Source organism: Mesorhizobium sp. M9A.F.Ca.ET.002.03.1.2 (assembly GCF_003952365.1).
GTDB lineage: Bacteria > Pseudomonadota > Alphaproteobacteria > Rhizobiales > Rhizobiaceae > Mesorhizobium.
Genome location: NZ_CP034443.1, coordinates 192,630 through 207,353, shown reverse-complemented (window position 1 = coordinate 207,353; position 14,724 = coordinate 192,630). Strand labels below are relative to the sequence as shown.

Annotated in this window: 12 protein-coding genes; 5 read left to right on the top strand and 7 right to left on the bottom strand. The window is 60.2% G+C overall.

The features are described 5' to 3' along the window. Positions 1-37: 37 nt before the first annotated feature. The 4 genes from EJ066_RS01080 to EJ066_RS01060 all read right to left on the bottom strand — a co-directional run bounded on the left by EJ066_RS01080 (position 38) and on the right by EJ066_RS01060 (position 5,311). Positions 38-1,948 (bottom strand): ATP-binding protein, encoded by a 1,911-nt coding sequence (locus EJ066_RS01080; RefSeq protein WP_126034418.1) that lies wholly within the window; start codon positions 1,946-1,948, stop codon positions 38-40. 24 nt (positions 1,949-1,972) lie between these two features. Next, positions 1,973-3,118 carry a hypothetical protein gene (locus tag EJ066_RS01075; RefSeq protein WP_126034417.1) on the bottom strand — a complete coding sequence of 382 codons (1,146 nt, stop codon included), beginning with the start codon at positions 3,116-3,118 and terminating at the stop codon, positions 1,973-1,975. Between the two features lie 220 nt (positions 3,119-3,338). Beyond that, entirely contained in the window at positions 3,339-4,427 is a 1,089-nt protein-coding gene (locus EJ066_RS01065) for a hypothetical protein (protein WP_126034415.1), read from the bottom strand. Between the two features lie 272 nt (positions 4,428-4,699). Then, the gene (locus EJ066_RS01060) at positions 4,700-5,311 is read right to left on the bottom strand and encodes a thymidine kinase (protein WP_126034414.1); all 612 of its coding nucleotides are present in this window, start codon (positions 5,309-5,311) and stop codon (positions 4,700-4,702) included. Between the two features lie 229 nt (positions 5,312-5,540). On the opposite strand from EJ066_RS01060, the gene EJ066_RS01055 reads away from it, so the two are divergent. The 3 genes from EJ066_RS01055 (at position 5,541) to choV (ending at position 8,628) form a co-directional block, all read left to right on the top strand. Continuing rightward, complete coding sequence (locus tag EJ066_RS01055; RefSeq protein ID WP_126034413.1) at positions 5,541-6,476, top strand: choline ABC transporter substrate-binding protein; 936 nt, start codon at positions 5,541-5,543, stop codon at positions 6,474-6,476. Between the two features lie 119 nt (positions 6,477-6,595). Further along, on the top strand, positions 6,596-7,450 hold the full coding sequence (choW, locus tag EJ066_RS01050; protein ID WP_126034412.1) for a choline ABC transporter permease subunit: 855 nt from the start codon (positions 6,596-6,598) through the stop codon (positions 7,448-7,450). Beyond that, positions 7,447-8,628, top strand: a complete 1,182-nt coding sequence (gene choV, locus EJ066_RS01045) for a choline ABC transporter ATP-binding protein (RefSeq protein ID WP_126034411.1) — start codon at positions 7,447-7,449, stop codon at positions 8,626-8,628. Before choW ends, choV begins: the two co-directional genes overlap by 4 nt. Positions 8,629-8,829: 201 nt before the next feature. On the opposite strand, the gene EJ066_RS01040 is transcribed toward choV, so the two are convergent. After that, a complete protein-coding gene (locus EJ066_RS01040; protein ID WP_126034410.1) occupies positions 8,830-9,555 on the bottom strand; it encodes a cold shock domain-containing protein in 726 nt (241 codons plus the stop codon). Between the two features lie 28 nt (positions 9,556-9,583). Further along, on the bottom strand, positions 9,584-10,681 hold the full coding sequence (locus EJ066_RS31225) for a hypothetical protein (RefSeq protein ID WP_189644412.1): 1,098 nt from the start codon (positions 10,679-10,681) through the stop codon (positions 9,584-9,586). Positions 10,682-10,936: 255 nt separating this feature from the next. On the opposite strand from EJ066_RS31225, the gene EJ066_RS01030 reads away from it, so the two are divergent. Next, a complete protein-coding gene (locus EJ066_RS01030) occupies positions 10,937-11,974 on the top strand; it encodes an MBL fold metallo-hydrolase (protein ID WP_126034409.1) in 1,038 nt (345 codons plus the stop codon). A gap of 173 nt (positions 11,975-12,147) precedes the next feature. Next, entirely contained in the window at positions 12,148-12,453 is a 306-nt protein-coding gene (gene clpS, locus EJ066_RS01025) for an ATP-dependent Clp protease adapter ClpS (RefSeq protein WP_126034408.1), read from the top strand. A 168-nt stretch (positions 12,454-12,621) separates the two neighbouring features. Here the strand turns inward: clpS and EJ066_RS01020 are convergent, their stop codons facing one another. Beyond that, a complete protein-coding gene (locus tag EJ066_RS01020) occupies positions 12,622-14,724 on the bottom strand; it encodes a hypothetical protein (protein WP_126034407.1) in 2,103 nt (700 codons plus the stop codon).

Here is a 14,724-nt window from a genome sequence, read left to right as displayed (position 1 = left end):
TCTCCCCGTGAACGGGGAGAAGGAAGGGGCGCCAAGTTCACGCATTCCACAGGCCCTTCTTCTTCATCTCCTCCATTTCCCTGGCTGCCCGTTCACGCAGCCGCGCGTCGCGCAGCAGCTTTTCCACCGCCGCGTCGTTGGACTTGTCGGAGTAGCGGAACTCCGAATCGGCGTAGCGGTTGACCTCCTGCATGACCATATCCATCGAGAACGGCCCGCGCAGTTCTTCGATCATCGCCTTCTTGTCGTCGTAGCCCTTGTGCATGAAGACTTCCGGCTTCTCGAACCATTCGTCCGGCAGCTCGATGTCCATGGCGCGCATCTTGATCGCGTCGGTGACGTTCTTGATGGCGCGGCCGGTGAAGCGCGGTTCGGCATCCTTGATCATGTGCAAATAGGTGCCGATGTCGGCCATCGACTTCGGTTCGCCGTTCTCCTTCATGTAGCGCTCATAGACCCGCATGAGCCCATCTTCCCTGGGCTTCTCGTGCCCTTCATAGGCCTCCATCACCGCGCGCTGGACTTCCTGGGCGGCATAGAGCTTGTGGTCGCCGAGCGGGATCTTGTGGTTCTTGCCGGCGAGCAACACGAAGATGTCGATGTAGTCGTCGCGCGTTTGCGGCCCATCGACCAGCCAGCGCGCGCCGGCGCGCTGGCGCAGCGCGTCGTCGACATTTTCGGGATAGTTGGAAAACATGCCGAAAGAGCAGTTGCCGCGCACGACGGTCGCCGCGCCGGCAAAGGCATCCATCAAGACGCCGGTGATTTCCTGTTGGCCGGCCGAGGCGCGATCGTCGGAGCGGCGCGCCGCCACCTGGTCGATGTCGTCGATGGTGCCGAAGCCGATGACGCGGGGGTTCAGCACATTGTTGATGAACTGGCGGCAGTTCTGGCCCGACTTGCCCTGGTAGGAGGAGATCTGGTCGACGCCGAAATTCTCGTAGGCGAAGGGATAGCCGGCGACCTCACAGTAGCCGTTGACGAGACCGGCGATCATCTGGATCAGCGTCGTTTTTCCGGTGCCGGGCGCGCCGTCGCCGATGAAGGTGAATAAGAAGCCGCCGAGCTCGACGAACGGGTTCAGCTCGCGCTCGAAATCGTAGGCCATCAGCATCTTGGCGAGCTTTACCGACTGGTACTTGGCGATGTGGTTGCCGACGACCTCTTCCGGCTTTTTGAAGGTCATTACCAGCGGCTTCGACCGCTTGCCCGGCGCGACGTCGAAGCCGTCAAGGGTGAAGTCGTCGACGTCGATGCGGATATGCGCGTTCTCGAACGGACCGACGCCGTCGAAGCGGCCCTTTCGCGCCAAAAGCCCGTCGATGGCGACACGGGCGAAGGCGCGCGCCCTGGTCATCAGGTCGGCGTCGTCCGACGAGCCTGATATCGCCCTGTCGAGGCCGGCGACGATCGACTTCACCGCATCCTGTGGCGTGTCGAACAGGAAGTCCGGCTCTGGCGTGTCGTTCGGCGCTTCGCCGTCGCTGTCAATCAGCTGGAACAGGTAGGAAGCAAGGCTGAAGGCCGAAATGTAGGCCGAAGCCGACAGAAGCTTCTTGAAGGCGGCGGCCTCGTCGCCTTCGAGCGGGGCGCGGGCGTTCCTCGCCTGCAGGCTTTCGAGGTCTGAACCTTCGGCGAAGACGTCCGATATGGCCAGCGCGATCGCCAGCCCGCGTCGGGTGCGAAACAGCAGCATGTGCTGCGCAATGCTCAGCAGCTGATCGTCGGGATGGACGGCGCCGACTGTCTTGGTAAGCTCGACCTCGCGCGTGCGCCGCACCGAGCCGACCGAGACGGTCGAGACGAACCGGCGGTTGGTGCCGGCCAGGGCGGTGCCAGAGGAACGCGACGGGTCCTCCAGCACGACGAAGCGGGTGATGAAGCTCTGTGCCGTGGCGCGGTGCTTTTCGATTGCCGCTTCCGAAATCGTGGTCAGGCCGGTGTCCATGAAGGATGCTCCGCGGTTTGACGGTCAGACGTCGCTGATGACCTGTCCCTTGGACAGGATGTGGACCTTGTAGCCCGAAAAGATCTTCTGTGCCTCGCCGGCGGCGTAGAGCGCCTGATAGGCCTCATGCGGGATCAGCGCGTGGTTCTCGTAGCTCGACACGCCCTGGCGCGCGGCCTCCAGATCGTCAGTGTTGATAAAGAATTCCTGCGTCGTCTTCTCGCTCGAAAACAGGCCCTTGCGGCCGGGTTTCTCGGCCTTCGAATAGACCTCCTGGACGGTCCAGGTCAGCAGCCAGGCATTTTCCGGCTTGCGCACCTTGGCCAGCACGTCGCTCACCGTCGAATTGTTCTCGGTGATCCCTGCCGAATAGAAGGGGCCGAGCACGACGCGCCGCAGCTGCTTGGGGTGGAGCGGCTCGAAATTCTTGTCGAGGTTGACGGCGATCGTCGCCGGCGACAGCGTGTAGGCGGAATTCTTCTCGGTGAAGTCGTCGAAACGGTGGGCAAGCTCGGGATTGAGCAACCCTTCAACGGGAAGCGGAATGTCGACCTTGTCGTTGAGCTTGCCATTGCGGTCGACAAGCTGCCCGATCATCTCTTCAGAGGAATCCTCGACCGTCACCATGTAGACCAGCGGCAGGTTGGCGCTGCCGTCGAAGGCAGCCCAATGGACGAGGTAGTAAGGCCGCCCCGTCTTCGGATTGACCGAGACTTTTGCCGTCTGCGCCAATGTGAAGGGCCCGAAGGTTGTCTCGCTCCTGACGCCCTCCAGATAGAGCCGCTCGGCCATCGATTTCTGCAGCGCCTCGGGGAATTCCTTGTGGCGCAGGATGAAGTCGGCCATTTCCTCACGCAACTCGCCGGCCAGCGGTATGTTGGCAAGCCGCGTATCGGCCTGGCGGCGGTCGTTCTCCAGCTCGAGCACGTTCTGGAAGACCGGAAAGCCGCTTTCGGCGCGCGAAATGCGGAACGTCTCCATGAAGCCCAGCCGATTGCGCCAGCAGGAAAAGGAGCTGTCGAGCCGCGCAATGTATTCAGCGACGATCTTGGCAACGATGCCGTGCCGGTAGAGCGGCGAGCGGTCGTCGCGCATGAACACTTCGAGGCCGCTGAGTGCCGCCGAGATCGCCGAGAAATAGCGCGCCGCCGCTTCATTTTCAGGGGTCATGATACTGGTCCTAAGGAGGCGCCAAACACCCCCCTCTGTCCTGCCGGACATCTCCCCCTCAAGAGGGGAGATCGTTCGTCATCCCGGCTTTCGCCACTCTTCAGCGCTGCAGAAAAATGCGCGGCGACAGAACTGCCAATCTCCCCCCTTGCGGGGGGGATGCCCGGCAGGGCAGAGGGGGGCGTGACAGAGTGCGACACTGAACTGATAAGTGCGGCAACTACGACTGCACGTAGTTTGCCGCATTGTGCTTCTTCAGCACCTCATCGAAGCGGCGGGCAAAGGCGTCGTCGGCCAGCTTCTTGCGGCGCTGGATATCGGCGGTCGCCACCATGTTCTTCTCGTGCATTTCGAGGAGATCGCCGATGTGCTTCTGCGAGGCAGCACCAATGCCGGCCATGGTCTCCTCGGCGGTGTTGTCGACCTGGCTGCCCAGCGTGTTGATCTTGTGGGCGACGTCTTGCTGGGCGGCGGTCTTCAGCGAGTCCTCGAGGGCCTTGTAGAGCACGATGCGCTGCTCGGTATCGATGGTCAACTTGTTGATCAGCGTCGACTGCGCCGCGATCTGGTTGTTGAGCGAATCGACAAAGGTCTGGAACATCGAGGTGTAGCGCTCCAGCGTCTGGCTTTCGGCCAAAAGTTCCTGCTCCTTGGCCTGCTTCTCGTTGTATTCGGTGGCTAGTTTCGAACGCTCGCCTTCAAGCTGCGTGCGCTCCTTCTGGCTGGTCGAGGCGGCGATCCTGTTCTCGATGTCGAGCAGCATCGGGTTGAGCTCCTCGATGCGCTTCTGCACGGCCTCGAGATTGGACATGGTCGTCTTGCGGCGTTCGATCACCTGCGAGAGGCTGGCCTCGGACGTCTTGTAGCGCTGGTCGAGGACCTCCTTCTGCGCCTTGAGGATGCCGACGATGGTGTCGGACTTCGCCAGCAGCTCCTGGAGATTGCCGGCCAGCGACATGTTGCGGACACGGTCGGTGCGCATGCGCTGCTTGCTCTGGCTGGAAAACATGCCGATGAAGTTTTCCCAGCCGGTGTAGTTCTTCATACTTTCGAATTCGGCGCCGAAGACGTTGGTGGCGTCCTCCAGCCCGATGATCAGGTCGGCGATGTTGCCTTCCATCACCTTCTGCTGCTTCAGCACATCCTCGATGCGGGCGTTCTCGAGTTCGAAATTGGCGTCGCCGATCTTCTTGTCGGCCTTGGCGAGCGTATCGAGCATCGTGCCGGATTGCTCGATCTTGGAGCGCATGTCCTGCACGACCTGCTTGGTCTTGGCAATTTCGGCATCGAAATTCTGCAATGTCGCCATGTGGGCCTCCCGCTTCGGCATCTGTTTCATGTCGCGAACCGCCGCGAATATATGTGTGGCACAAAGGGAAGGGAAGGCGGAAGATTAGGAGCGTTTTAAGGATGGCGCCGAATCCGGCACAAAAAAACCGCCTTGGCGGCGGGTCACTGGCGCAATCAGCACCGTGCCGGAATTGTTAGCATAATTGCCGGCACAAAGCAAGAACAAACATGTTATGATCACGTTTCCTCGCACCTCCCTTCGTCCCGGTCGGGTGCCGTCTCTGCTTCCGGTCAGGCTTTGGTGAAGCCGATGAAATCGTCGGGCGTGGCGCGGCCCATTTCTTCTTCCCAATGGCGGCGGCAGAGCGAGACATAGACATCCTTGCCGATCGCCACCTGTTCACCCTGCCTTGCCACCTTGCCATCCGCGCCGAGGCGCACGACCATCGTCGCCTTGCGGCCACAGCGGCAGATCGTGCGCACCTCGCGCAGATCGTCCGATATCGCCAGAAGCGCGCGGGAGCCGGAAAACAGCTTGCCCTGGAAATCCGTGCGCAGGCCGTAGCACATCACCGGGATGTTCAGCCGGTCGGCGATGCGGGCGAGCTGCCACACCTGCTCCTCCTCGAGGAACTGCGCCTCGTCGACGAAGACGCAATGCACCGTCGTATGGTCGTGATGCTCGGCGACCCGGGCAAACAGATCGTCGCCGTCGCGGAACATCTCGGCTTCCATCTCCAGGCCGATGCGCGACGAGATCAGCCCGGTATCGCCCTTGCGGTAATGGCCGGCGACGAACAGCATCGTCGTCATGCCGCGCTCGCGGTAATTGTACGAGGCCTGCAGCAGCATCGTCGTCTTGCCGGCATTCATCGTCGCATAGTGGAAGTACAGCTTGGCCATGGGCTCTTTTAAGCTGAGTTGTCCGGGTGCGGGGAGAGGGCGTTCCCGCATTCCACCGGAAAAGCGGCCGGAGCAGCAGGTTGCGTGTCGCTGATCGGCCAGCCCGCGCCGTTGTTCGCGATTGCCTTATCGCTTGAAACCGCACCAGAATGGTGTTTGGCTGACGAAACAAAGCGGAGATGAAAACCGTAACTTCGCTTCGCCAAAGAATCGAAATGGGAGAATAACCATGTCGCGTATGAATTCCTTCGTCGCCGGCCTCGGCCTGGCGGCTTTTTTGTCCACCAGCGCAGCTTTCGCCGGCGATCCGGAAAGCTGCAAGACGGTGCGTCTCTCCGATGTCGGCTGGACCGACATCCAGGCCACCACCGGCGTCGCCTCGGTGCTGCTCACCGCGCTCGGCTACGAGCCGGAGGTGATCCAGCTTTCGGTTCCGGTGACCTATGCGTCGCTGAAGAACAAGGACCTCGACGTCTTCCTCGGCAACTGGATGCCGTCGATGACCAACGACATCAAGGATTACACCGCCGACGGCTCGGTCGAGACCGTCAGCGAGAATCTCAGTGGCGCCGGCTACGGCATCGTCGTCCCGACCTATGTCGCCGATGGCGGCGTCAAGACGCTGACCGATCTCGGCAAGTTCAAGGACAAGTTCGACGGCAAGATCTACGGCATTGAGGCCGGCAATGACGGCAACCGCATCATCCTCGACATGATCAAGGACCCGGCGGCCAATCTCGAAGGCTTCGAACTGGTCGAATCCTCGGAGGCCGGCATGCTCACCCAGGCCGAGCAGTCGATGAAGAGCAACGAATGGATCGCCTTCCTCGGCTGGACGCCGCATCCGGTGATGGGCGCCATGAAGATCACCTATCTCGACGGCATGGGCGACAGCGGCTTCGGCGCCGCCACGGTGCATACCAATGTGCGCCAAGGCTACATGACCGAATGCCCGAATGCCGGCAAGTTCCTCGCCAATCTGAAGTTCGATCTGGACATGGAAGGCGAGATGATGGACGCGATCCTCAAGGGCGGCGACGCCAACACGGTCGCGACCGACTGGCTGAAGGCGCACCCGGACGCGGTCACCCCCTGGATTGCCGGCGTGACCACTTTCGACGGCGGCGACGCGGCGGCGGCGGTCAAGACCGCGCTCGGAAGTTGAGCCGACTTTGCATTCGGTAACCGGAACAAGGGCAGCCACGGTGGAAAGGGCTGCCCTTTTTCATATCCTGTGACAAGATGACCGGCCGGCAAGGACGGCGCCGACAGAAGAGGGGATAGATGGATCCGATCTCGAAATTCCTGGTCAGCTACCAGATCCCCATAGGCGCCTGGGGAAAGGCCTTCTTCACCTTCCTCACCGACAATTTCAACACCGTCCTGAGGGCCTTCTCCAACGGCCTCAATTTCCTGCTCGACGGGATGGTCGACGGTCTTCTTTTGCTGCCGCCGGTCCTGCTCATCGCGCTGATCGCCTTGCTCGCCTATGCCCTGCAGCGTTCGAAGGGGCTGGCGCTCGCCGTCTTCATCGGACTGCTGTTCATCCTCAACCAGGACCTCTGGAAGCAGACGGTGGAGACGCTGGTGCTGGTGGTTGCCGCCGCCGCCGCCTCGATGGCGATCGGCGTGCCGCTCGGCATCTGGGCCGCGCACAAGCCGAAGATCTATCGCTTCATGCTGCCGGTGCTTGACCTGATGCAGACGCTGCCGACCTTCGTCTACCTGATCCCGGTGCTGACCTTGTTCGGGCTCGGCAATGCGCCCGGCCTCATCGTCACCATCATCTTCGTCATCCCGACTCCGGTCCGGCTCACCCATCTCGGCGTCACCTCGGTGCCGAAATCGATCATCGAGGCGGGTGAGGCGTTCGGCGCCACCAGGCGCCAGTTGCTCTGGAAGGTCGAGCTGCCTTCGGCGCTGCCCACCATCATGGCCGGCCTGACCCAGTCGATCATGCTGTCGCTGTCTATGGTGGTGTTCGCGGCCCTTATCGGCGCCGGCGGGCTCGGCACCGAGATCAACCGGGCGCTCGGCTCGCGCAGGATCGATCTCGGGCTCGAGGCCGGCCTCGCCATCGTCGTGCTGGCCATCGTGCTCGACCGGATGACCCGTATTGGCGTTGGAGGCAAGAAATGACCGTCGCCGTCGATTTCAGGAATGTCGACATCGTTTTCGGCTCCGACCAGGCCGGCTCGCTCGCGCTCATAGACAGCGGCGCCAGCCGCGCCGAGATCCTCGAAAAGACCGGCAATGTGCTGGGCTGCGCCGGGGCAAGCCTTACCGTGCATGAGGGCGAGATTTCCGTGCTCATGGGCCTGTCCGGCTCCGGCAAGTCGACGCTGTTGCGCGCCGTCAATCGGCTGAACGTCGTTTCGCGCGGCCAGGTTCTGGTCAAGGACGGCGACAAGACGGTCGATGTCGTCACCTGCGACGAGGCGACCCTTCGGCGGCTGCGGCAGAAGCAGGTGGCGATGGTGTTCCAGCAGTTCGGCCTGCTGCCGTGGCGCACGGTGGAGGAGAATGTCGGCCTCGGTCTCGAACTCGCCGGCGTGCCCGAAGCCGAGCGCAAGGAGCGCGTGCATCGCCAGCTCAAACTGGTCAATCTCGACCAGTGGGCGAAGAAATACGCGCACGAGCTTTCCGGCGGCATGCAGCAGCGCGTCGGGCTGGCGCGCGCCTTCGCCACTGAAGCCCCGATCCTGTTGATGGACGAGCCGTTCTCGGCGCTCGACCCGCTGATCCGCACCAAGCTGCAGGACGAGCTGCTGCAGCTTCAGGCCGAACTGAAGAAGACCATCATCTTCGTCAGCCACGACCTTGAGGAGGCGCTGAAGATCGGCAGCCACATCACCATCATGGAAGGCGGGCGCATCGTGCAGACCGGTGCGCCGGAGGACATCGTGCTGCGCCCCGCCAACGATTATGTCCGCGACTTCATCGCCAATGTGAATCCACTCTCGGTGCTGACCGCCTGGAACGTGATGCGTGACCGCCGCGACCTCGACCACGGCGAGGACGGCTGGGTGTGGCTCGACCGCCGCAAGACGACGCGTTTCAAGATCGACGAGCACGGGCTGGTGGCGGCGGCCGAACGCGACGGCAAGCCGGCGGTGTGGGTCTCCTGCGCCGATGTCGAGGCGCAGCCGGAAGAGACGGCGCAGGTGTTCTGGGCCAATCCGGGCACGTCGCTGAAGACCGTGATGCTGGCCATTTACCGCTCGCAGACAGCACCGGTTGCGCTGTTCGACGACCAGTCGCGCTTCGTCGGCGCTATCGGCGTCAGGGATGTGCTGTCGGCGGTGCTGCGGCGATAAGGGCCGTATCGAACGTCGGCGAGCCCCCTCGTTAGGGCAGCCTCAACTGCGCTCCATCAAAGCTTGTGTTTTTTCGGCCTAACAGACCGCTGTAGCAAGTGGCAACGGCCACGCACCGCGTCAGAGCTGTCGCGCAGCACGCTGGCAGGGGCCGGCCAGATTGGCGATGCGGGCACAACAGTCGGGCAGCAGGCAGCCGCGTTAACGCTCACGTTTGATGGTCAACGCTCTAGGCTTGCCATATTTGGTACTCACCTCAAAGGAAACTTTGTCAGAAATGCGAACGTGAGATCCCGAAAATTCCGTAAGTTTGAAGTAGTACTCAATTTGTTTATCACCTCCTCTTATAAAACCAAATCCTTTCTCACCATCAACACTAATAACTGTTCCAATTAGACGACGCTTTACGCTTCTCTTAACTCTGATTGGTCTGCCAACATTCAGGGCTTTGCTCAATCCATAGAAAATCTCGTATTCCATACCAGTACGCACCTTGGGAGCCATGTTCGCAAGTGTCCTTTCCCTAAAGCACCACCTGATAAAAAGCTCAGAGTCCTTACTTTCGTCCTGGTCCCTTTCTTTGTAGCAAATGACATTTTGATCATAGAGAAATTGGAGAAATACCGTGTCATTCTCAAAAAATTGCGGCAATTTCTTTCCGGAAGCTGCGCATTGGGCAACGAATTCGTTAAATGCTGAGAGGTATTCCTCATATGTAAATTTCCGCTTTCCGCGCAAGTGGAGAAAGAATTCCAAAAAAGTATCGTATTCATCTTGAGAATAGTAGAAAAGAAGTTGGTCCCGAATCTCTCCAAGTAAATACTCCGCATGAGCATCTCTGAAAGAAGAGTCACTAAAGTCGATATCAGAAACGTATTCCGTAGATCCTGATTTCTTCTTTAGTATATCTTGAATTGTTGCAATCATACTGTTAACATCCCTAGGCCTGTAGTAGCTAAAACGAAGGAACGCTAAAAAAGAATTTGACACCCTTTTCTCCTGAAATTGATGCTGCCTTTACGTTTTCGGCAAAGAATGGGAAATAATGATCCCACGCTTGTCCGAATTTTTCAGGCGGTTCATCTTGCTGTATTGCCAAAAGTCTGTCGGCAACCTTGAAAAGAAGGGAGCTTCTATAATCCTTATAGGTAGTCATCCAATTTAAGAAAACAGAGTTGTCCCGAAGTTTCGTATTTATGTTGTGGAGGCCGGTTCGTAAAAATATATCTGGCCTAGCTAAAAGAACAATTCTAATCCTACCCTTTGTGTCCTTTATATTTGCCAAAAAATCGTGGTTTACAGACCATACTGCTTCGGTCAGCCCTCTCACGCAGTCGAAGTAATCAGCGTACGCGATGTCAGATGGTCTAACATCAATTCCATCAATAAATATTATAATGTTGTCATCTAACTTTAGTCCGGTCAGAGCTGATTCGAACGTTTTTCTTATATTTAGAAGATTTGTCTGGAACACCGATCTTGAGTCATTGGCTTGAAATCCTGTTTTCGCAGACAGGCCACTTTCGATCCCAGCGTACTTCGCCAATAGAGAGGAGGCCAGTTCGCCTGATTCCACGAACGTGAGCATTTTTACGATTTCTGGAGCGAAAGCGTTTTCATAGAAATCGTCAACAGCCTTTTTGAGGGCCGCTAATTTTGTAAAACGTCTTAGGAATTCTGGGGTTCCTGAATGAGAAATAACACTTGTTGCACTTGCCATTAGAAGTATGGTTCTCCATACTTCTGTATATTGGCTAAGTGGAAGATGACCTTGTCGCTTAAGCTCAATGAACTTTTGATATTCTGTCTGTCGCACGTCAAAAGTAGATACTCTGTTCTTCTTGTAAATTGTATTTGCCAAATAGGTAGCGTAAGCAGTTTTACCTGTGCCTTTCTCGCCTACGATATAATAGACATTTGGGTTTATGATTCTGTCTAAGAAGTCGTCTCCAACAAAATATTTTGAAAGAAGCGACTTATTCTCTCGTCGTCTATAGTTTTCTGCGTTGCTGAATCCAACATTCAAATCAACAAAAGGTTTATACCCCGGCATTTAGACGACCCCCCCGATGTCCAGCGTAGATTTTGAACGAAACGCAGATTGCAACAATTTGGGATCGATCGCAATTTCCGAATTTGCGGTCAGTAGCAGACTCAATCGCGCCGGAAGCTAATGTTGGTACGACCTCGCCTGTTGACCAAGGTGATCGACCCGGCTGGCGGGCGCGGGCACCTTGCATTATTGTAATGGGTGAGCCCGAAGCGGTGACACTGCGGACGGCGAGGTGCAAGGGTGTATGTGGCAGAAATGATCTTTCGGCAGCTCTTCGACTCCGTCTCGGGCACCTACTCCTATCTGCTCGCCAGCCGCCGGGGCGGCGAAGCCCTGATCATCGATCCCGTGCTGGAGAAGGTCGATCGCTATCTCCAGCTCGTGCGTGAGCTCGACCTCAAGCTCGTCAAGGCGGTGGACACGCACCTGCACGCCGACCACATCACCGGCCTGGGCGCGCTGCGCGACAAGACCCAGTGCATCACCGTGATGGGCGAGCAGACCAAGGCGGACGTGGTTTCGATGCGGCTTTCCGACGGCGACAAGCTCACCATCGAGGGGCTTGCGCTCGAGGTGATCTACACGCCCGGCCACACCGATGATTCCTACAGCTTCATTCTGCCGGACCGGGTCTTCACCGGCGATACGCTGCTCATCCGCGGCACTGGCCGCACCGATTTCCAGAATGGCGATCCGCGGCAGCAATATGAATCGATCTTCGGCCGCCTGCTCAAGCTTCCGGACGAGACGCTGATCTACCCGGCTCATGATTACAAAGGCGAGACCGTCTCGACCATCGGTGAGGAAAAGGCCTTCAATCCGCGCCTGCAAGTGAAGTCGATGGAAGACTATGTCGAGATCATGAACAATCTGAAGCTTGCGAATCCGAAAATGATGGATGTCGCCGTGCCGGCCAACATGAAGGTCGGGTTTCATCAGGAAGAGATTGCGCGGCGTGGCTGGGCTATCACGGCCGAGCAGGCGCTTGCGCTGGTGGGAAAGCCCGAAGTCGTGCTGATCGATCTGCGCGAGCGCTCCGAGCGAGAACGGCACGGTATCATTCCGGGGGCGCTGCATGTGCCCTATACGACGCTGCAGGAGAACATCGCCGCGGGCGGCATGCTGCATGAGCTCGCCAGGTCGACCAGCAGGCGACTGCTGTTTTATTGCGCCTTCGGCGAGCGCTCGGCCATGGCGGTTCAGGCGGCGCAGGATGCGGGGATTGCCAGCGCCTGGCACATCCACGGCGGCATCGACGCCTGGCGGAAGGCGAGCGGCCCGCTCTCGCGCTAGTGTGGCTGTCTGATCCCAGGCTTTGGTGATGCAATCCCCGCCGCCAGCGGCAATCTCGGACTTGTGAACGGCCGCGTCCGCCGGACCGCGGTTTGCGGCCCGCTCAAAATGGACGACCGCTTTTGCCTATGTCAGAATAAAAGCGAAATTCTTGCGCGCGACTGCCGGTTCCGATGCCTGAGATCGTCACCAAACCCAGCACTAAAACGAAGCCGAAGACCGAACGGCCGAAGCTCTACAAGGTCATCCTCCTCAACGACGATTTCACGCCGCGCGAGTTCGTGGTGACGGTGCTCAAGGGCGAATTCAAGCTGAGCGAGGACCAGGCGCGGCGGGTGATGATCACCGCGCATCAGCGCGGCGTCTGCGTCGTCGCCGTCTTCACCCGGGACGTCGCCGAGACCAAGGCGACGCGGGCGACCGATGCCGGCAAGGCCAAGGGCTATCCGCTGATGTTCACGACGGAACCGGAGGAGTAGCGCGCTTTTTCCTTCTCCCCTTGTGGGAGAAGGTGGCCTCGCGAAGCGAGGTCGAATGAGGGGTGTTCCAGCGAACACCAACGCCTCATTCCGTCCAGCACCCCTCAACCGTCTTGGCGCTACGCGCCAATCCACCTTCTCCCACAAGGGGAGAAGGAAAAGGCACCGCTACCGCCCCTCGCGGTACCACATCGAGCCCATGGCCAGGAGCAACAGGCCGAGGCCGAGGAAGCCGCCAAACAGCGGCACGCGCGAGACGGCCTTCAGCACGCTGTCGTCGGTGGTGCGCAGGCCGATCCAGTCGTTGCCGGTGGCCGCGCCTGAGGAGCGGACCGGGACGACCGAGGGCAGCGTCACGCCGCCTGCGGGGTTGCCAAGGGCCGACCCAAGAGCTGACGATGGCGGCGCAAGCCGGCGCACGCTGCCGCCGGTGGCCTCGGTCGGCGCTTTCAGCCGGCCCTCGGTGGAGACGACGTCGGTGAATTCCGGCGCATTGATCGGGCCGACATGGGCAAGCGCCTTCAGATCGCCATTGCCGACCTGATAGAGGCCGATCTCGTTGGTCTCGATGCTGCCCAGGAAGACGCCGGGCTCGGATTCTTCGAGCTTGACGGTCAGCGCCTTGCCGGACGGGGTGATGACCTGCGCCGGACCGGGGTCGTCGCTCATCGTTTGGCGGCGGATTTCCAGCACCATGCCGCGGCCGTCGGCGGTCAGCCGTTCCTCCTCGAGTTCGGGCTCCTTCATCAGCCAATGGGCGATGCGGCGATAAAGCTGAACATGCGGGCCACCGCCCTCGAAGCCGCGCGCCCACAGCCAGCCCTGGTCGGACAGGAACATGCCGACGCGGCCTTCGCCCTTGCGGTCAAGCAGCAGCAGCGGTCGGTTGTCGGCGCCCTTCATCACTGCTTCGCCCTCGGGATTCTCGACACCGATGGTGCGGAACCAGCGGCTCCAGTGCGGCGGCTCGGTGGCGGAGCCGTCGAGCCCGCGCGTCACCGGATGGCGCTGGCCAAGCTCGGTGAGGCGCGGATAGAAGGCCTTGTCGACGACTTCGCCTGTCGGCAGCGCCGGCAGCGCCGACATCAAAGGCGTGCGGGCGATCGAGCTTTCGCCGGCATATTCAGGCCCTGCCGCGATCAGCAGCGCGCCGCCCTTTTCGACATATTCGGCGATGTAGTCGTAATAGAGGATCGGCAGCACGTCGCGGTGCTGGTAGCGGTCGAAGATGATCAGGTCGAAATCCTTGATCTTCTCGACGAACAGCTCGCGCGTCGGGAAGGCGATCAGCGACAATTCGTTGATCGGCGTGCCGTCCTGCTTTTCCGGCGGCCGCAGGATGGTGAAATGGACCAGATCGACAGAGGCGTCGGATTTCAGCAGGTTGCGCCAGGTGCGCTCGCCGGCATGCGGCTCGCCGGAAACCAGCAGCACACGCAAATTCTCGCGGATGCCGTCGATCAGCGCGATGGCGCGGTTGTTGGTGTCGGTGAGTTCGCCGGGCTCGGGATCGATGGCGAGCTCGACGATGTTGCGGCCGGCGTTGGGAATGGTCACCTGCAGCGGCATGGCCTGGCCGATGACGGCGCGCTCGACCGAAACCTGCTCGCCATTGACCGACACGCGCACATCGACCGAGCCGGTCTCATTGTTGGTGGCGATGACGCGATAGGTCATTTCGAGCGGCTTGCCGACCAGACCGAAGCGCGGCGCATTCTCGAAGCGGATGCGGCGATCCTTTTCCTGGTCATTGCCGGTGATCAGCGCGTGCAGCGGGGCGTTGAAGTCAGGTGTGCCGGCGGGGGCGTCATGCACCTCGCCGTCGGTGACCATGATCGCGCCGCCGATACGCGAAGGCGGCACGTCGCGGAACGCGCTTTCAAGCGCGCCGAAAAGCCGTGTTTCGGTTCGCTCCTCCGCGGCTTCCGACTTGCCGGCCTCGACGACGCGGACGTCGAACTGCTTGAAGCGGCCGAGGCGCTGCTGAAGCCCGGCCAGCGCCTCGTCGGTCTGCCTGGTGCGCTCGCCGATGTCCTGGCTCTGGCTGCGGTCGACGACGACGGCGACAACGCTTTTCAGCGCCTCGCGCTCTTCGTCGAGGAACACGGGGTTGAGCAGGGCCGCAGCCAGCGCGAGCAGGGCGGCGAAACGGAAGACAGCGCCGCGCTGGCGAAACCACAGGCCGGCCAATGCCAGCAGCAACAGCGGCGCCAGCACCAGGCCAAGCAGCGGCAAGGAGATGAGCGGTTCGAAGGCAAGCGACCAGTTCAT